Source organism: Burkholderia aenigmatica, assembly GCF_048627025.1.
Lineage (GTDB): Bacteria > Pseudomonadota > Gammaproteobacteria > Burkholderiales > Burkholderiaceae > Burkholderia > Burkholderia aenigmatica.
This window is the reverse complement of the sequence record NZ_CP184469.1, coordinates 766,207-782,271: the sequence shown is the minus strand read 5'-3', so window position 1 is coordinate 782,271 and position 16,065 is coordinate 766,207. Positions and strand designations below refer to the sequence as shown.

Below are 16,065 nucleotides of genomic sequence, written 5' to 3'. Positions count from 1 at the left end.
GCGAGCGAGACCGCGGGCAGCCGCGCAACCGCCAAGGAAGTCATATGTGTTCAAGCATCGTGGAACCGCGCACCGGATTGCGGCGCTGGCTGGTCGACGGAATCGGGCCGGTCGCCGCGATCGCGATCGCGCAGCTGTTCGGTACGGCGCTGTGGTTCAGCGCGAACAGCACGGCCCCGGACCTGATGCGGCTCTGGCAGGCGAGCGCGGCCGACATCGGCTGGCTGACCAGCGCGGTCCAGCTCGGCTTCATCGTCGGCACGCTGGTGATCTCGTTGAGCGGGGCCGCGGACCGGTTTCGCGCGAGCCGGATTTTCGTGTGCAGCGCCGTGCTCGGCGCCGCCTTCAACCTCGGTTTTGCGTGGCTGTCGAGCGGTCTTGTCACGGGTGCGGCGTTCCGCTTCGGCGTCGGCATCTGCCTCGCGGGCATCTATCCGATGGGCATGAAGCTGATCGTCGGCTGGGCGCCGGATCGCACGGGGTCCGCGCTGGCCCAGCTGGTCGCCATGCTGACGCTCGGCACGGCGCTGCCGCACGCCATGCGGGTCGTCGGGACCGGTTTGCCGTGGCAGTGGATCATTACCGCGTCGTCGGTGCTCGCGCTGATCGGCGCCGGCGTGATCGGCGTCCTCGGGGACGGCGCCCGCCCGCGGACGAACGCGGCCGTCGGGCAGCAACGCGGTCCGGCCGCCGTGCTCGGGGCGTTCCGGATCCGCGCGTTCCGTGCCGCGACACTCGGCTACTTCGGCCATATGTGGGAGCTCTACACGTTCTGGACCGCCGTGCCGCTCCTGATCACCCATACCGCGCTGGCAACCCACTTTCCCCGTGTCGGCGTATCGGGCCTGGCCTTCGGCGTCATCGCCACGGGCGCCATCGGCTCGCTCGTCGGCGGGACGCTGTCGCGCACACTGGGCAGCGCGAAGGTCGCGCTCGGCGCGCTCGCCCTCTCGGGGCTCTGCGCGCTGACCTTCGCACTCGCATGGCGCGTGCTGCCGCCGATGGCCATGGCGGTGCTGCTCATCGTCTGGGGCGCGTCGGTCATCGCCGATTCGCCGCAATTCTCGGCGCTGGCGGCACGCGCCTGCCCGCCCGAGTGGGTCGGGGGCGCGCTGGCCATTCAAAACTCGATCGGCTTCGCCATCACGGTCGTCTCGATCGCCGCCACCACCGCGCTGCTCGAGAAAATCGGGCTCGATGCGATCTGGCTGCTGGTGCCCGGGCCGGTGCTCGGGCTGGCGGCGTTCCTGTGGACCTCGGGCCGCGGCACGGCCAGCGCATGACCCGCACGGGTAAGCGGCGGAGCCGTGCCGCGGGCCGGCCGATGCGCGTCACACGCAGCGGCGCCGGCGCTCGCGGGTTGCAAGCAATGTGGGGAGTTCAACGATGCTCGATCTCCAGTATCTGTCGATCCTGAAGGAAGTCCAGCGCCTCGGCAGCCTGACCGCGGCCGCCGAGCGCCTCAACGTCACGCAGTCGGCGCTGTCGCATATGGTCCGCAAGTTCGAGGAGCGGCACGGCGTCAAGTTCTGGACCAAGAACGGACGCGGCCTGCGCTTCACGCACGCGGGCGAATATCTGCTTGCGCTGGCCGAACGCGTGCTGCCGCAGATCGAACATGCCGAGCGCACGCTCGTCGAGTTTGCGGAAGGACGACGCGGCGCACTGCGTGTCGGGATGGAGTGCCATCCCTGCCAGAAATGGCTGACGCGGCTGACTTCACGCTATCTCGCCAGCTGGCCCGATGTCGATTACGACGTGCGAACCGCGTTCGGTTTCGATGGCGTGGCGGCGCTGCTCGGCTATGAAATCGACCTGCTCGTCACCCCCGACCCGATCGACCTGCCCGACATCGTGTTCGAACCGGTCATCGACTACGAGCTGATGCTGGTGGTACACGAGCGGCACCCGCTTGCAGCGCGCGAATTCGCGCTGCCGCATGACCTGCTCGCCGAGGAACTGATCACGGTGCCGGTCAGCAAGGAGCGGCTCGACATCTATACGCGCTTCCTGGTACCGGCCCATTGCCGGCCCAAATTTCATCGCACGGCCGAGCAGACCGAGCTGATGCTGCAACTCGTCGCGGCACACCGTGGCGTGGCCGTGCTGCCCGACTGGCTGGTGATCGAGGAAGGCGCGGCCATGCCGATTCGCACGGTGCGCCTCGGTCAAGGCGGCATTCACAAAAGCATCCACCTCGGCGTGCGTCGAGGGGAGCAGGACACGGCCTATATCGCCGGCTTTCTGGCGCTGGCGCGGCAGCAGGACGTCAAGGCCGGCGGCCACGCCAACTGACCGCTCACGGCACGCCAGTGCTGCAATACGCGGACGTCCGGGGACGGACCGCCCTGTCTCGCGATGCGACCGCGCGCGAGGCGACTTCATGCGTCCGTCGACGAACAGGGGCGGTACGAGATCGTCGGCCTGCCGGGCTGAAGCCGACGTGCACGGATGCGGGGCGCGTCGATCGAACCGAACCCGCCCCCCGGATCACCAGTCCAGAACACCTTCGTCACGCATTTTCCATATGGATACCTTAATGATTAAACCAGCCCCGTTTCAGGAACATGTCCGCATGCTCAGCTATCGCTGAGAAATTGCCCCAGGCCGTTGTACGCCGACGGCCGCGCACGTCGCAGCCAAACCGCGAAGCCGGCACCCGCGAAAGCAACCGCCGGCGTCGTCCACGGCAGAAGCGAAACGACGGTCGAAGCCGTGCCGGCCATCAGCGATACGTTGCCGATCATTGCGTACAGGAAGTAAGCGAATCCGGCAAAGCTCAGTGCCGGAAACACGGCCCACCGGATGAACCGCGTTTCGCGCTCGCGGCGAGCCGCGAAGAAGCGGATGACCGCCAGCGCGGTCAACGCCTGAACGCACACGATCCCGATCGCGGACGGAATGCTGAGATACGGTGCAATCACCATCACCGGATCGACGCGATATGCGGCAGACAAAGCGATCAGCGTGACCATGAGCATGGACTGCAGGTTCGCGGCCCGGACCGGCAGGCCCTTCTTCTCGCTCAATTGCGCGAGCCGCTTGAACGCAATGCCGTCGCGGCCGAGCGAATACCAGTAACGCACGGTCGCATTGTTGAAGCTGATGATCGCCGCGAGCATGCTGGTGATCAGCAGTGCGTTGGTGACCACCACCATCTGCTTGCCGAGCACCCGCTCCGTCACGGCGAACCACAGATCCGCGGGAGACTTCACCGCCAGCGCGACGACTTCGGCATAGCCGAACGCATTGGACATCTGCACCGTCGACACGACATAGATCGCCATGATGACCGCGACGCTGACGTAGGTGGCAATCGGAATGGAGCGGCCCGGATTCCGGACGTCGTTCGCATAGATCACCGTCGTCTCGAAGCCCATGTACGCGACCACGACGAACACCAGCGACGTGCCGAACTTCCCGGTGAACACGTTCGCCGGGTGCAGCGGCGCGAGGCTGAAGTGCTCGACCCCGCCGCCCGTGGCCGCGACCTTGAGGTTGAATGCGACGATCAGCGCGATCTCGACGATCATCAGCAGGAACAGCACGGCGCCGTTGAACTGGACGTTGTTGATCGCGAACGCATGCACGACGGCTGCCGCGCAGAGTGTACTGACCCACCACGGCACGACCAGGCCGGTGAGGTTGTTGATGAAATAGCTGATATAGAACCCGAGCAACGCGTAACACGCGAGCGTGATCACGAAATACGACGCGACCGCCATGAACGCGGCGCCGACACCCGCCGGCCGGCCGAGCCCTTGCCCGACGTACGCATACAGCGCGCCCGCATTGCCCACGTGACGGCTCATCGCCGTGAAGCCGACGGCGAAGCACAGGTAGATCAGGCCGACGCACAGGTAGGACCCTGCGATGCCGATGCCGTTGCCGTACGCGACGCCGTACGGCACGCATCCGATCAGACTGGTGAGGGGCCCGTTGGTGGCGAGGACGAAAAATACGATCGCGACCCAGTTCAGGGGGCGCGTGGATGAGGATTCCGAGGTTACCGCTGACGTCTCCATGTCTTCTCCTTGTCGATGATGAGTGTGTCACGCGCCCGCGCGCGCGGCGAACAGTGCCCGCCGGCGCTCGGCATCCGGATCGTCCTCGACGCGGCAGACCCGGTCGAAAATCCGTGTCGCACGCGCCTCCGGTGTGTAGCGCGGCCACACCGACACGCCGCTGGCGGACGGATCGCCGTATCGGGCGAAATCGGCCCACGCACGCTGCACGCGCGCAGCCAGGCCGAACCGCTCGCCACGCGTGTCGTCCGAATACCGCGCGTTCGGGAGATCGGCGTCATCCCAGGCCGGCAACGGGTAGTCGAGCACGCCGAACACGAACGGGATTTCGGCGCCGTGAATCGAGTAATGGCCGCCGCAGCACGGGAATGCCCAGTCGAACCGGTACATGAACGTGTTCGCATGCCGGCTGTTGCGTTCCGCCAGCGCGACCGCGGGCTTCCAGAACAGGACGTCGGTCAGGTCCCGGCCGATCGAGCGAGGCGCTATCGCACGCGTACGCGATGCGACGTCGGCCGTTGCCCGCGCATCGTCCGGGCCGATGCTGAATGGCTTCAGGCCGTCCTCCAGCGCATCGCGGTAGCCGACCGGCTCGAGCGGGCCGTGCGCGAGCAGCTGCGGCGCCAGGAAGTACGCCGACTCGTGCCGGGTCGTGCCGATCATCATCGGCACCGATGCGCGCGGGATGCTCGACGCATCGATGACGACACCGTCGTCGACGGGCCAGAACGCGGTATAGCCGTACCGGTCGATCAGGCGGCGCGCGGCCGCAAGCGCCTGTTCGTCACTGATCGTATCGAGTGCGCCGATGTCGGCGCCAAGCATCGACAGGAACGCGTCGGCCCTGACCTGTGCCTGCGCTCGCGACAGCATGGTGAGAAAGGCCCCGCTCTGGACGATCGCCTTGTGAAACAGGCCCTCGGCCGACGGCATCATCGTGAGCGCGCAGATCTTCCCGCCACCGCCCGATTCGCCGAACAGCGTCACGTTGTCTGCATCGCCGCCGAACGCACCGATGTGTGCCGCAATCCATTCGAGCGCCAGCACGATATCCTGCTGCCCCACGTTCGCGGCAGTCGACGGGCTGTCGCCCCGATCGCCGAAATGCAGGTAACCGAAGACGTTGAGGCGATGGTTGATCGACACGACCACCACCCGCTCCTGCTCGGCGAGCACGCGTCCGTCGTACAGGGGCAGGTTGGCGGACCCGGACAGATAGGCGCCGCCATGCAACCACACCATCACCGGCAAGCGATCGCCGGGCGCCGCCGACGCAGGCGTCCAGACGTTGAGATTGAGACAGTCCGCCGAGTGATCTCCATCGAACTGCCATGCGGGCAAGTCGTCGTTGACCTGCGGACACGCATCGCCGTAGCTGCGGCAATCGCGGATTCCGTCCCATGCTGGCGCCGGCACGGGCGGCCTGAACCGCAAGTCGCCGATCGCAGCCTTTCCGTAAGGAATGCCAAGAAATTGACAGATGCCATCGTTGCAGCTGCCGCGGATACTGCCCTGCGGAAGCGTCAGCACGCCATCGCGGCGCGCGATGCAGTCGTCGATCGTGGAGAGGCTTGCATGTTCGTTCATCGTTCTATCCATGCCCGGGTAGAGGGGTTCGAGGTTCGTTGACGCGATGTGTACCGTCCAGCCGGTACAGTACCGAACTCAAAAAAAAATGGCAAAGGGAATTTGTATAATGCACCGTCCAGCCGGTACGGCTTATTTCGGTGCATTTTCCGCGCAATTCCCGATGAACGAGAATATTGATAGCGAAATTGGCGACACCAAGAGAAAAATATTCGAAGCCTCACGAAAAATCCTGCAGGACAAAGGCATCCTGGGATTAACCCTTGCCGAGGCCGCGTCGGTTGCGGGCATCAGCAAGGGGGGGCTGCTCTATCACTTCTCGAGCAAGTCGGAACTCCTCGCAGGGCTGCTGCATTTCGAAGCGACCACCTTCGAGCAAGCCGTGACCGACGCCGCACTGGCGGACGGCCAGCCCGGGGCCTGGACCCGCGCGTACATCATCGCAAGCTCCGAGCAAGCGCTCCAGGGCAGAAGCTTGTCGGCCGTGATCGGCAGCCTGCTCCTGGAGCCGAGCCTGCTCCCCGTCTATGCGGGCCACGCTGCCCGCTGGACCGAATTGCTGAGCCGGGACGCGTTGCCGGAACGGACCGGGCGGATCATCCGCTTTGCCGTCGAAGGATTGTGGTTCGATGAAGTATGTGGGGTACGTCCGCTGGACCCGACGCAGCGCAAGGCATTCATCGACGAATTGCTGGCGATGACGCGCTCGAACGGCTGACGCCCGCCAACGTGCGGCGGGGGCCTGCCGACCCTGCGTCGATTCGGCAAGCCACCGGTTCGCTCGGGCGTCAGATGGCCCGGCCAGCCTTGATGCCGCTCGACAGCCGTTCGCTATCAACCCCATTGGCAACAATGCTTTCAAACATATCGTCACATTCCGATATAAGATTCGCCCATCGACGATACCTGGTTGCCCGACCGAAACACCCCACCTATCCATGCCGACCGAACTCGACATCGAAGCGATCCTGAAAGCGCTCTCGAACCCCGTGCGCCGGGAAATCCTCGTCTGGCTGAAAACGCCGGACGTGCATTTCCCGAACCAGACGCTGCCGTACGAACACGGCGTCTGCGCGGGCCAGATCGACGCGCGCTGCGGGCTGTCGCAATCGACCGTCTCCGCGCACCTCGCGACGCTACAGCGCGCGGGGCTCGTGACGTCGACGCGGATCGGCCAGTGGGCGTTCTTTCAACGCAACGAGGCCGTCATCGACGCATTTCACGACGCCCTGCGCCGCGAACTCTAGCCAACACGGCCGAACCGGCCATGCGGGTTGCGGTCGCCCATGACGCGACGGTTGCCCGCCTTTCGTGAAGAGGTTATTTGCCATGCCCACCCTGTTCGATCCCGTCACCCTCGGTGACCTGACCCTGCCGAACCGCATCGTGATGGCGCCGCTCACCCGCTCCCGCGCGGGTACGGCACGCGTGCCGAACGCACTGATGGCCCGCTACTACACCGAGCGCGCAACGGCCGGCCTGATCATTACCGAGGCAACGTCGGTCACGCCGCAGGGCGTCGGCTATGCGGACACGCCCGGCATCTGGTCCGACGAGCAGGTCGAGGGCTGGAAGCAGGTGACGCAGGCCGTGCATGCGGCCGGTGGGCGCATCGTGCTGCAGCTCTGGCACGTCGGCCGGATCTCCGACCCGGTGTTCCTGAACGGCGACCTGCCGGTCGCGCCGAGTGCGATCGCCGCGGGCGGCCACGTGAGCCTCGTGCGTCCGCAGCGCCCGTACGTGACGCCGCGCGCACTCGAACTCGACGAAATCCCGGGCATCGTCGCCGCGTACCGCAAGGGCGCCGAGAATGCGAAGGCCGCCGGCTTCGACGGTGTCGAGATCCACGGCGCGAACGGCTACCTGCTCGACCAGTTCCTGCAGGACAGCACCAATCGCCGCACCGATGCATACGGCGGCCCGGTCGAGAACCGCGCACGCCTGCTGCTCGAAGTGGTCGATGCCGCGATCGACGTGTGGGGCGCCGGCCGTGTCGGCGTGCACCTTGCACCGCGCGGCGACGCGCATACGATGGGCGATTCCGATCCGGCGGCAACGTTCGGCTATGTCGCGCGCGAACTCGGCCGCCGCAAGATCGCGTTCATCTTCACGCGCGAATCGTATTCGGGCGACCACTTGAGCCCGCGCCTGAAGGAAGCGTTCGGCGGCCCGCTGATCGCGAACGAGCAGTTCACGCTCGACACCGCGCAGGCCGCACTCGCGAACGGCAGCGCCGACGCGATCGCATGGGGCAAGCTGTTCATCGCGAACCCCGACCTGCCGCGCCGCCTCGAACTCGGCGCGCCGCTCAACAAGCCGGTGCCGGAGACGTTCTACGCGGAAGGCGAAACGGGCTACACCGATTACCCGGCGCTGAGCGACGCGGCCTGATCGCACCGCAGGCCACGTGCGACGAACGGACCGGCCTCGCCCGTCCGTTCGTCGCGCACACCACCGGGCGGGGATGCCACGCGTTCGCCCTTCCCGCTCACCGCCTGCCGTCCTCGGCGGGCGCGTCCACGAACAACGCCAGACCGACCAGGCTCGCCGCGCTGCATCCCAGCACATACCACGCCGGCGCATAAAAACTGCCGGTCGCGCGCCACATCGCACCGACGATCAGTTGTGCAAACCCGCCGAAAATCGTCACACCGAGCGCATAGATCATCCCGAGCGACATCGCCCGCACTTCGGGCCGGAATGCATCGAGAATCATCACGAAGCCGGCGGGACTCGACAGCGTCATCAAGCCGATCAGCACGATCACGACCGCGACCGCGGTGACCACCGACGGCCACACGCTCATCGCGTAAAACGCCGGCAGCACGAGCACGGCCGACGCGACGCACGACACGCCCACCAGCCGCTTGCGGCGACGCACGCGATCCGCGAGCCGCCCCGCGAACGGCGAACCGATCAACAGCACGGCGCCCGCCGCGCAGCCCGACAGCAGCGATACCGATGCCGGCATGCCGACGGTCAACGTCAGGAACGACGGCAGGAAAAACACGATCGTATAGGTGGTCGACGTGCCGCCGATCACGAGCAGCGTGCCGGCCACGACCTGCCGCCACGGAATGCGCGCACGCTCGCGCGGGGCGCCGGCCGCCGCGTGCGGCAGCGTATCGTCGAGGTGACGCCGCAGATAGAAGCCGACCGGGCCGATCAGCAGACCGAGCACGAACGGTACGCGCCATCCCCACGCGTGCAGCGCGTCGGGCGACAGTGCGCGCGACAGCGTCAGCGCGACGAACGCGCCGACCAGCGTCGCGCCGCCCTGGCTCGCCATCTGCCAGCTCACCCGCTCGCCGCGCCGGCCGGTGTCGCCCGACTCCATCAGCAGGGTCGTCGCGGCGCCGACTTCGCCACCGGCCGAAAAGCCCTGCAGCAAGCGCCCGATGACGATCAGCAGCGGCGCTGCGATGCCGATCTGCGCATAGGTCGGCGCGAAGCCGATGATCCCGGTGCCGAGCGCCATCAATGCGACCGTCAGCACGAGTGCAGGCTTGCGTCCGGCACGGTCCGCATAGGCGCCGATCGCGACGCTGCCGAGCGGCCGAGCGACGAAGCCGACACCGAACGTCGCGAGCGACAGCATCAGCGCGCCTACGTCGCTCGACGCGGGAAAGAACAGCTTGCCGATCAGTGCGGCGAAGAAACTGTAGACGGTGAAGTCGAAGAATTCGAGCCCGTTGCCGAGTGCGGCCGCAACGACCGTGCGGCGCGTCACGCGCGGCGCGGCATCGACCGGCGCGGCGGCCGTGCGATTCAGGGTATGCATCGGAAAATTCCCGTTCAGAAGTTGTGATACATGCCGAGCGACAGCGTCACGGGTGTCGTCCCGGTGCGCGGTGCGGTGCCGCCCGGTTCGGTCGGCAGCGGGTTGCCGTTCAGCAACACGGTCGAGATGCCGTAGTTGCGGATGAACCCCGCGCGCGCATAGAGGCCCGTGCGTTTCGACAGCAGGTAGTCGTAGCCGAGCATCGCGCCGAGCGCCGAGTCCTTGGCCGGCTGGCCGGCCGCGTCGCGTACGCCCGACGTATCGCGATAGACGACCGACGCGCGAATCGCATTGACGCCGAACGGCACGATCGCGCCGACCGTGTAGACGCGCGCGATGCCGTCGCCGGCCAGCTTCGGCGCGTACTGGTTGAACGATGCGGACAGCACGATCCGCCCCGTGTCATAGACGGCGCCGAGCCCGTACAGGTCGTTGCGCACGGTGCCTGCCCCGTTGACGCCCCACACCTGGTTGTAGCTCGCGGCCAGATAGGTCGTGCCGTTGTACCACTGCAGCAGCGCGCCTTGCGCGGACGCCGCGGGCGCGCGCCCGGCCACGTTGCTCGGCGCATACATCAGCATCAGCGACGTGGTGCCCGCGACGATCGGCGTACGGTACGTGATGGCGTTGTCCACGCGCGCCGGCAATTGCGTCGCCCCTGGCCCGAGGTCCGAGTTGTAGCCGACGCCGCGGCTCGTCTGCACGGCTGCCGCGCCCAGCCACGTATAGACCGAGTTCGTGCCCACCGTGCCGAACACGTCGATGAACAGCGGCAGCGCCGTGCCGATCTGCTTGCCGAGACGCAGCCGCCCGTAGCTGTCCGACGTCAGGCCGACCCACGACTGCCGGTTGTAAGTCGACTGCTTGTCCTGCTGCGCGCCGTTGTTCGCGAGAAACCCGCTTTCGAGGTTGAACTCGGCGCGCCAGCCGCCACCGAGGTTCTCACGGCCGAAGAAGCCGAATTTGGAGGTCCACTCGCCGCCGCTCTGCGTCTGCCACAGCGAATGGCCGCCGACCGTCTGGTAGTTGATCCCCATGTCGACCGAGCCGTACAACGCGACACCCTCCGTCAGTCGACCGTTGTACTCGGGCACCGCCGCCAGCAACACGTCCTGATAGGGCACGGCACGCGCGTTGCCGGCGCCGAGCGCGAGACAGGCCACGCCAAATGCAAATCGCTTCTTCATTCGTTATCCTTATTGTCAATTCAATCCATCTCCGGCCGGCGCGTCTCCTGTGCGCCGTCGTCAGCCCGCCTTCAGGAAGCGTTCGGCGATACCGGCGAAATAGGCCGCCCCCCAGCTCAGCGCGGTGTCGTTGAAGTCGTAACCCGGGTTGTGCACCGAACACCCGCCCCGGGAATCGACGCCGTTACCGATCAGCACGTAGCAGCCCGGTACGCATTCGGTCATCCACGAGAAATCCTCGCTGCCCATCACGCCGTCGGGCAACAGCATGAGCGCGCCCTCGCCGGCCAGCGCCGAGATCGTCTCGACCGCGAGATCCGACGCCGCATGGTCGTTGTCCACGACACGCGAGATCGACTGGTATTCGATCTGCGCGGTCATCCCGAACGCCTGCGCCTGCGCGTCGACGATCCGGCGGATCCGCGCCTCGACTTCGTCGCGCGTCGCCGCATCGAGCGCACGCACGGACAACTGCAGCGTCGCGGTTTCCGGAATCACGTTCGGCGCGGTGCCCGCATGGAACGTGCCGACGGTCACGACGGCCGGTTTCAGCGGATCGACGTTGCGGGAGACGATCGATTGCAGCGCGGTCACGATTTGCGCGCCCGCGACGATCGGGTCGCTCGCGAGCTGCGGCATCGCGCCGTGCCCGCCCTTGCCCGTCACGGTGATCGTCACCGAATCGGACGAGGCCATCATCGGCCCGTAGCGCAGCGCGAAATGGCCGACCGGCACGCCCGGCGCGTTGTGCAGCGCATACACGCGTTCACAGGGGAAACGTTCGAACAGGCCGTCGTCGATCATCCGTTTTGCGCCACCGAGCCCTTCCTCGGCCGGCTGGAAAATCACGTTGAGCGTGCCGTCGAACCGGCCCTGTTCAGCGAGATAGTGAGCGGCGGCCAGCAGGATCGCCGTATGGCCGTCGTGTCCGCACGCGTGCATCGTGCGCGCCACCGTGCTCGCATACGGCAGCCCCGTCGCCTCCTCGATCGGCAGCGCGTCCATGTCGGCGCGCAGCCCGAGCGTGCGCGCCGACGCGCCGCGCCGCAATTGGCCGACGACACCCGTGCCGCCCACGCCCGTCGTCACGTCGTAACCCCATGCGGCCAGCTGTTCGGCGACGAGCTGCGCGGTGCGGGTCTCGGCGAAACCGAGTTCGGGATGGGCGTGGATGTCGCGGCGGATCGCCACGAATCGGGACTCCGACTCGCGAATCGCCGCGAGTACGTGAGCAAGGTTCTGCGTCATGAATGGCTCCGTGGAATCGGCCGCGTCGCGACCGTCTCGGCCAAGCATAGAGACGCGTTTCGGGTCAAAAAACTCACGAATTTTGATGCGGATAACTTTTGGTAATATCTTCCGCATCATGAAAATCCATCAATTGCGCGCGCTCGTCGCGGTCACGACGGCCGGCAGCATCAAGGCCGCAGCCCGGACCCTGCACGTCACGCAGCCGGCCATCAGCAAGGCGATCCAGGAACTGGAGAACGAATTCGGCGTACCGCTCCTCGAGCGCAAGCCGTGGGGCGTCGCGCCGACACCGGAAGGCGACGCGCTGCTGGGGCGCGCCCAGGCCGTCGTGCGCGAGCTCGAACGGGCGAGCGAGGACATGGCGCACATGAAGGGGCTGCGCGACGGACGGCTCGTGATCGGTTTCACGCCGATCGTCGCGGTGACGGGCTTTGCCGAGGCCTACGCCGCGTTCCGCCGCCACTGGCCGAACGTCGAGTGCGAACTGCGTGAACTGACCTTCAACCTGCTCTCGGAACAGTTGCGCAATCGCACGCTCGATCTCGCCTTCGTCGCCGTGACGGGCCCCATTGCCGAGTCGGTCGACATCAAGGCGATCCGCACGTTCGACACCGCGTTCGTCACCCGCGAGAACGGGCGCTTCGCGGGCGCGACGTCGCTCGAGGCGCTGCGCGACGCGGAATGGATCCACGCCGACGCAAGCGACAACTTCCCCACGTATATCCGTGACCTGCATGCGCACGCGGGCCTGCCCCCGCCGCGCTGCATCACGCGCTGCACGTCGTATGCGCTGTTCTACAGCCTGATGATGACCAACGATGCGATTTTCTCGTGGACCCGGCTCTCGCTCGCGGAAACCGTGTTCGGCCAGAAGCTGACGCCGCTGCCGTTACCGATGTCGCCGCCACCGCTGCAGTTGTACCGGCTCACGCCGCCGGGGCTGCAACTGACGCGGCCCGCGTCCGACTTTCTGGCGCACGTGGAAGCCGCGTTCGCGTCGCTGCCGCTGACCGGGAGCGACGCATTGCGCTGACAACGAATCGGGCTGCAGCCGACACCATGACTCGCCGGGCCTGCATCAGCCCGGAACGCGCAACCGCATGAATACGCGCTGTGTCTCGTCGAGCCCGAGCGACACGTGATACGCGCGAATGGTACGCAGCATATCGTCGAGCCTCGCGTCGTCGAGCACCTCGAAACCCAGGCGCGCGTAGTACGGCGCATTCCACGGCGCGTCGCGAAACGTCGACAGCACGACCTCCGCGAGGCCGTCCTGCGCCGCGCGCGCCATCACCTGTTCGATCAGGCGCGCGCCGATCCGCAGTCCGGCATGCGACGGCACGACATCCAGTTCTTCCAGATAAAGCCGCTGCGCATCCAGCAGCCGGTAGAACGCAAACCCGACGCACACTCCCTGCGCATCGACCGCCACATAAGCCCGGCCGCCATCGATGCGCACGAGCACGGCGGCCGTATCGGTCGGCTCGGCTTCCGCGATATGGGTCATGCCGATTTCGCGAAACCGCTGCGCGGCGGCCACTTCGACGGCGGCCATCGCGGCCGCGTCTTCCCGCGTGGCGGGACGGATCAGGATCGGTGCAGTCATGACGGCAACTCAGGCAGACAGTCTGGAACGGCCGTCACTATAATCGAAACTTCATACGTTTCGAACGCCCGCCCACGAGGTCCGTCATGACGCTGTCCGCGCTCGCCGTCTTCGCTGTCACCCTGCTCGTCACCGCCGGCACGCCCGGGCCGAGCGTCGCCGCGCTGGTCGCGCGCGTGCTGACGAACGGCGTGCGGGACGTGCTGCCGTTCCTGGCGGCCATGTGGCTCGGCGAAGCACTGTGGCTCACGCTCGCGGTCGCGGGGCTGTCCGCATTCGCCCGCACGTTCGAGACCGGCCTGATCGTGCTGAAGCTGCTCGGCGTCGCGTACCTGCTGTTCCTCGCATGGAAGATGTGGACCGCGCCGACCGAGACCGGCGCCGACGACCTGCCGCGCGGCCAGTCGCCGTGGCGCATGTTCGTCGCGGGCATGGCCGTGACGCTCGGCAATCCGAAGATCGCGGTTTTCTATCTCGCACTGCTGCCGACCATCGTCGATCTCGCGCACGTCGGCGTGACCGCATGGGCCGAACTGGTCGGCACGATGCTCGCGGTCCTGATCCTGGCCGACTGCTTCTGGTCGCTGCTTGCATCGCGCGCACGGGCTTTCCTGACGTCGGCGCGCGCGAAGCGGATCGCCAACCGCACGAGCGCGACCGCGATGGCCGGTGCGGCAGTGGCGATCGCGACGCGTTGAGCGCATCTGTCCGGCGCACGTCGCGTCGCGCCTCCTCCATTGCCCCGGGAATCGACATGAAAACCTGGCTATCGGTTGCCCTGCTCTGCCTGTCCGCCTCGGTCGCGCACGCGGCCGGCGTCAAGTTCGTCAGCATCCCGGCCGACGCGGCCGGCCCCGAGCTGCGCGCGGCCATCTGGACGCCCTGCGCGACACCCGCACAACCGCTCACGATCGGCCCGTTCCTGTTGAAAGGGCAACGCAACTGCCCGACCGTCGGCGACAAGCTGCCGCTCGTCGTGATCTCGCACGGCCATGCCGGCACCTACTTCGGGCATCACGATCTCGCCGAAACGCTCGCCGACGCGGGCTACGTCGTCGCGGCGATCAACCATCCCGGCGACACGCACACCGATATGAGCCATGCGGCCGACCTGCGGGAGCTGGTCGAGCGCCCGGAGGACATCAAGCGTCTCGTCGACTACATGCTGGCCAACGGGCCCGACGCCGCGCATATCGATCCGGCGCGGATCGGCTTCTTCGGTTTCTCGCGCGGCGGCTATACGGGCCTCGTGCTGGCCGGCGCCAATCCGGATTTCGTGCACGCGCACGTGGCCTGCCCGGATCCGGCCTGGCTGATCTGCAAGCAGATCCGCGACCGCGACGTGCCACGCCAGCCGCTGACACACGATCCGCGGATCAAGGCCTACGTGATCGCCGACCCGATGAACGAATTCCCGAGCGCCGATACGCTGAAGGGCGTGCACGCGCCGATCCAGCTCTGGGGGTCCGAAGCGGGCGGCGACGGCGTGGAGCCGGAAACGATCCCGGCGCTGGCCAATATGCTGCCGAAACGGCCGGAATTCCACGTCGTGCCGAACTCCGCGCACTTCGCGTTTCTCGCACCTTGCTCCGAACAACTGGCGCACATCTCGCCCGAAGTCTGTACCGATGCGAAGGGATTCGATCGCGCGGCATTCCACGAAACGCTCGACACGAAGGCGCTCGCGTTCTTCAGCGCGAATCTCCGCTAACAGCGAAACGTCTTGCGCCAGACGCCCGGCACCGACACATGGTCGTTGCACGCGATCAGCGCGCGCACCAGCGCCCAGTCGTCGTCATCGCAGAAATCGAGCAGCATCGCGCCATACGGGCCGCGCTGCGCGCGCAGTCGTTCGGCCAGCCGCGCATGAATGCCCTGCACCCTGCCGTCGCCGTGTGCGACCACCGACGGATTCGCACCCATCCCGGTCCCGCTGCAGAAGTTGATCGCCCAGCGGCCGCTGTCCGGCGACGGCAGGTCCGTCAGCAGCGCATCGATCGCACGCCACTTCCAGCCGATCGACGCGGCCACCGGCACGCGATATTCGTCCTGGATCACGAACGCGCCATCGGGATGATCGATCGTGAACGTCGCGTTGTCGGGCCACGCGGTCAGGTCGATGCCGAGCGGCCGGCTGCTGCGAAAGCGCCGCAGCAGCACGATCGCGCCGCGCACGTCGCCGAGCGCCGGCAACGGGCCGCCGGCATGCCAGCGCAGCCGCGGGTGCCGCGCGCGATGCGCGTCGAACGTCGCATCGAAGCTGCGCGTACACGCGTGCGCCGGCCATTCGTCCTTCACCGACATCACGAGGCATTCGCGCGGATGCGCATCGAGAAAACGCGCACAGGTGGCCAGCACGTCGTCGAACGTCATGCCGAGCGCGATGCCGCCGTGATGGATCGCGAACGCATCGCGCACGTGCCGGCAGCGGATGTCGAGCAGCCGCACGCCCTGCGCGAGCTGCGCGTCGAGCGGCGCACGCTGCGTGCGCACGAGCGGATCGTCGACGGTATACGCACAGGTGTCATGGCTGCCCGGTAGGGTCAGCGTATGCAGCGGCCGCGCGTCGTCGAGCGCCGACATCCAGTCGGCAGGCGGCGTGCACGTATCGTGGCTCGAAGGAATCAT

The 16,065-nt window shown here is 67.0% G+C and carries 15 protein-coding genes; 8 read left to right on the top strand and 7 right to left on the bottom strand.

What is annotated here, in order from left to right; all coding sequences use genetic code 11:
• The first annotated feature begins 44 nt into the window (after window positions 1–44).
• Both ACN8ZM_RS20615 and ACN8ZM_RS20610 read left to right on the top strand, forming a co-directional pair.
• Window positions 45–1,283, top strand: coding sequence for an MFS transporter (locus tag ACN8ZM_RS20615; RefSeq protein ID WP_420212223.1), 1,239 nt, complete (start codon window positions 45–47; stop codon window positions 1,281–1,283).
• A gap of 103 nt (window positions 1,284–1,386) precedes the next feature.
• On the top strand, window positions 1,387–2,295 hold the full coding sequence (locus ACN8ZM_RS20610; protein WP_043179768.1) for a LysR family transcriptional regulator: 909 nt from the start codon (window positions 1,387–1,389) through the stop codon (window positions 2,293–2,295).
• 284 nt (window positions 2,296–2,579) lie between these two features.
• Here the strand turns inward: ACN8ZM_RS20610 and ACN8ZM_RS20605 are convergent, their stop codons facing one another.
• Window positions 2,580–4,025, bottom strand: a complete 1,446-nt coding sequence (locus ACN8ZM_RS20605) for an APC family permease (protein ID WP_420212222.1) — start codon at window positions 4,023–4,025, stop codon at window positions 2,580–2,582.
• Between the two features lie 27 nt (window positions 4,026–4,052).
• The gene (locus ACN8ZM_RS20600) at window positions 4,053–5,612 is read right to left on the bottom strand and encodes a carboxylesterase/lipase family protein (RefSeq protein WP_420212221.1); all 1,560 of its coding nucleotides are present in this window, start codon (window positions 5,610–5,612) and stop codon (window positions 4,053–4,055) included.
• A gap of 163 nt (window positions 5,613–5,775) precedes the next feature.
• Here ACN8ZM_RS20600 and ACN8ZM_RS20595 point away from each other — a divergent pair, with 163 nt between their 5' ends.
• The 3 genes from ACN8ZM_RS20595 to ACN8ZM_RS20585 all read left to right on the top strand — a co-directional run bounded on the left by ACN8ZM_RS20595 (window position 5,776) and on the right by ACN8ZM_RS20585 (window position 8,003).
• Window positions 5,776–6,330 carry a TetR/AcrR family transcriptional regulator gene (locus tag ACN8ZM_RS20595; RefSeq protein WP_420212220.1) on the top strand — a complete coding sequence of 185 codons (555 nt, stop codon included), beginning with the start codon at window positions 5,776–5,778 and terminating at the stop codon, window positions 6,328–6,330.
• A 220-nt stretch (window positions 6,331–6,550) separates the two neighbouring features.
• Window positions 6,551–6,859 (top strand): ArsR/SmtB family transcription factor, encoded by a 309-nt coding sequence (locus ACN8ZM_RS20590; protein ID WP_043179776.1) that lies wholly within the window; start codon window positions 6,551–6,553, stop codon window positions 6,857–6,859.
• Window positions 6,860–6,941: 82 nt separating this feature from the next.
• A complete protein-coding gene (locus ACN8ZM_RS20585) occupies window positions 6,942–8,003 on the top strand; it encodes an alkene reductase (protein ID WP_301767977.1) in 1,062 nt (353 codons plus the stop codon).
• A 97-nt stretch (window positions 8,004–8,100) separates the two neighbouring features.
• Here ACN8ZM_RS20585 and ACN8ZM_RS20580 read toward each other — a convergent pair whose 3' ends face one another.
• The 3 genes from ACN8ZM_RS20580 to ACN8ZM_RS20570 are packed head-to-tail and all read right to left on the bottom strand — an operon-like array spanning window position 8,101 to window position 11,828.
• The gene (locus ACN8ZM_RS20580) at window positions 8,101–9,393 is read right to left on the bottom strand and encodes an MFS transporter (RefSeq protein ID WP_089452337.1); all 1,293 of its coding nucleotides are present in this window, start codon (window positions 9,391–9,393) and stop codon (window positions 8,101–8,103) included.
• A gap of 14 nt (window positions 9,394–9,407) precedes the next feature.
• Window positions 9,408–10,580: a porin gene (locus tag ACN8ZM_RS20575; RefSeq protein WP_420212219.1), complete on the bottom strand. Its 1,173-nt coding sequence runs from the start codon at window positions 10,578–10,580 to the stop codon at window positions 9,408–9,410.
• A 60-nt stretch (window positions 10,581–10,640) separates the two neighbouring features.
• Window positions 10,641–11,828, bottom strand: coding sequence for a M20 aminoacylase family protein (locus tag ACN8ZM_RS20570; protein WP_420212218.1), 1,188 nt, complete (start codon window positions 11,826–11,828; stop codon window positions 10,641–10,643).
• A gap of 118 nt (window positions 11,829–11,946) precedes the next feature.
• Here ACN8ZM_RS20570 and ACN8ZM_RS20565 point away from each other — a divergent pair, with 118 nt between their 5' ends.
• A complete protein-coding gene (locus ACN8ZM_RS20565; protein ID WP_089452335.1) occupies window positions 11,947–12,864 on the top strand; it encodes a LysR family transcriptional regulator in 918 nt (305 codons plus the stop codon).
• A gap of 45 nt (window positions 12,865–12,909) precedes the next feature.
• On the opposite strand, the gene ACN8ZM_RS20560 is transcribed toward ACN8ZM_RS20565, so the two are convergent.
• On the bottom strand, window positions 12,910–13,437 hold the full coding sequence (locus ACN8ZM_RS20560; RefSeq protein ID WP_420212217.1) for a GNAT family N-acetyltransferase: 528 nt from the start codon (window positions 13,435–13,437) through the stop codon (window positions 12,910–12,912).
• 86 nt (window positions 13,438–13,523) lie between these two features.
• Here ACN8ZM_RS20560 and ACN8ZM_RS20555 point away from each other — a divergent pair, with 86 nt between their 5' ends.
• Window positions 13,524–14,135, top strand: a complete 612-nt coding sequence (locus ACN8ZM_RS20555; RefSeq protein ID WP_043179790.1) for a LysE family translocator — start codon at window positions 13,524–13,526, stop codon at window positions 14,133–14,135.
• Window positions 14,136–14,191: 56 nt separating this feature from the next.
• Window positions 14,192–15,148, top strand: a complete 957-nt coding sequence (locus ACN8ZM_RS20550; RefSeq protein WP_420212216.1) for an alpha/beta hydrolase family protein — start codon at window positions 14,192–14,194, stop codon at window positions 15,146–15,148.
• Here the strand turns inward: ACN8ZM_RS20550 and ACN8ZM_RS20545 are convergent.
• Entirely contained in the window at window positions 15,145–16,065 is a 921-nt protein-coding gene (locus tag ACN8ZM_RS20545) for a phosphatidylinositol-specific phospholipase C (RefSeq protein WP_420212215.1), read from the bottom strand. The genes ACN8ZM_RS20550 and ACN8ZM_RS20545 overlap by 4 nt on opposite strands.

What these genes read in the sequence shown, in the direction of transcription:
- ACN8ZM_RS20615 (WP_420212223.1), top strand. Translation starts at nt 45, where the DNA reads ATGTGTTCAAGCATCGTGGAACCGCGCACCGGATTGCGGCGCTGGCTG.
- ACN8ZM_RS20610 (WP_043179768.1), top strand. Translation starts at nt 1,387, where the DNA reads ATGCTCGATCTCCAGTATCTGTCGATCCTGAAGGAAGTCCAGCGCCTC.
- ACN8ZM_RS20605 (WP_420212222.1), bottom strand. Translation starts at nt 4,025, where the DNA reads ATGGAGACGTCAGCGGTAACCTCGGAATCCTCATCCACGCGCCCCCTG.
- ACN8ZM_RS20600 (WP_420212221.1), bottom strand. Translation starts at nt 5,612, where the DNA reads ATGAACGAACATGCAAGCCTCTCCACGATCGACGACTGCATCGCGCGC.
- ACN8ZM_RS20595 (WP_420212220.1), top strand. Translation starts at nt 5,776, where the DNA reads ATGAACGAGAATATTGATAGCGAAATTGGCGACACCAAGAGAAAAATA.
- ACN8ZM_RS20590 (WP_043179776.1), top strand. Translation starts at nt 6,551, where the DNA reads ATGCCGACCGAACTCGACATCGAAGCGATCCTGAAAGCGCTCTCGAAC.
- ACN8ZM_RS20585 (WP_301767977.1), top strand. Translation starts at nt 6,942, where the DNA reads ATGCCCACCCTGTTCGATCCCGTCACCCTCGGTGACCTGACCCTGCCG.
- ACN8ZM_RS20580 (WP_089452337.1), bottom strand. Translation starts at nt 9,393, where the DNA reads ATGCATACCCTGAATCGCACGGCCGCCGCGCCGGTCGATGCCGCGCCG.
- ACN8ZM_RS20575 (WP_420212219.1), bottom strand. Translation starts at nt 10,580, where the DNA reads ATGAAGAAGCGATTTGCATTTGGCGTGGCCTGTCTCGCGCTCGGCGCC.
- ACN8ZM_RS20570 (WP_420212218.1), bottom strand. Translation starts at nt 11,828, where the DNA reads ATGACGCAGAACCTTGCTCACGTACTCGCGGCGATTCGCGAGTCGGAG.
- ACN8ZM_RS20565 (WP_089452335.1), top strand. Translation starts at nt 11,947, where the DNA reads ATGAAAATCCATCAATTGCGCGCGCTCGTCGCGGTCACGACGGCCGGC.
- ACN8ZM_RS20560 (WP_420212217.1), bottom strand. Translation starts at nt 13,437, where the DNA reads ATGACTGCACCGATCCTGATCCGTCCCGCCACGCGGGAAGACGCGGCC.
- ACN8ZM_RS20555 (WP_043179790.1), top strand. Translation starts at nt 13,524, where the DNA reads ATGACGCTGTCCGCGCTCGCCGTCTTCGCTGTCACCCTGCTCGTCACC.
- ACN8ZM_RS20550 (WP_420212216.1), top strand. Translation starts at nt 14,192, where the DNA reads ATGAAAACCTGGCTATCGGTTGCCCTGCTCTGCCTGTCCGCCTCGGTC.
- ACN8ZM_RS20545 (WP_420212215.1), bottom strand. Translation starts at nt 16,065, where the DNA reads ATGATTCCTTCGAGCCACGATACGTGCACGCCGCCTGCCGACTGGATG.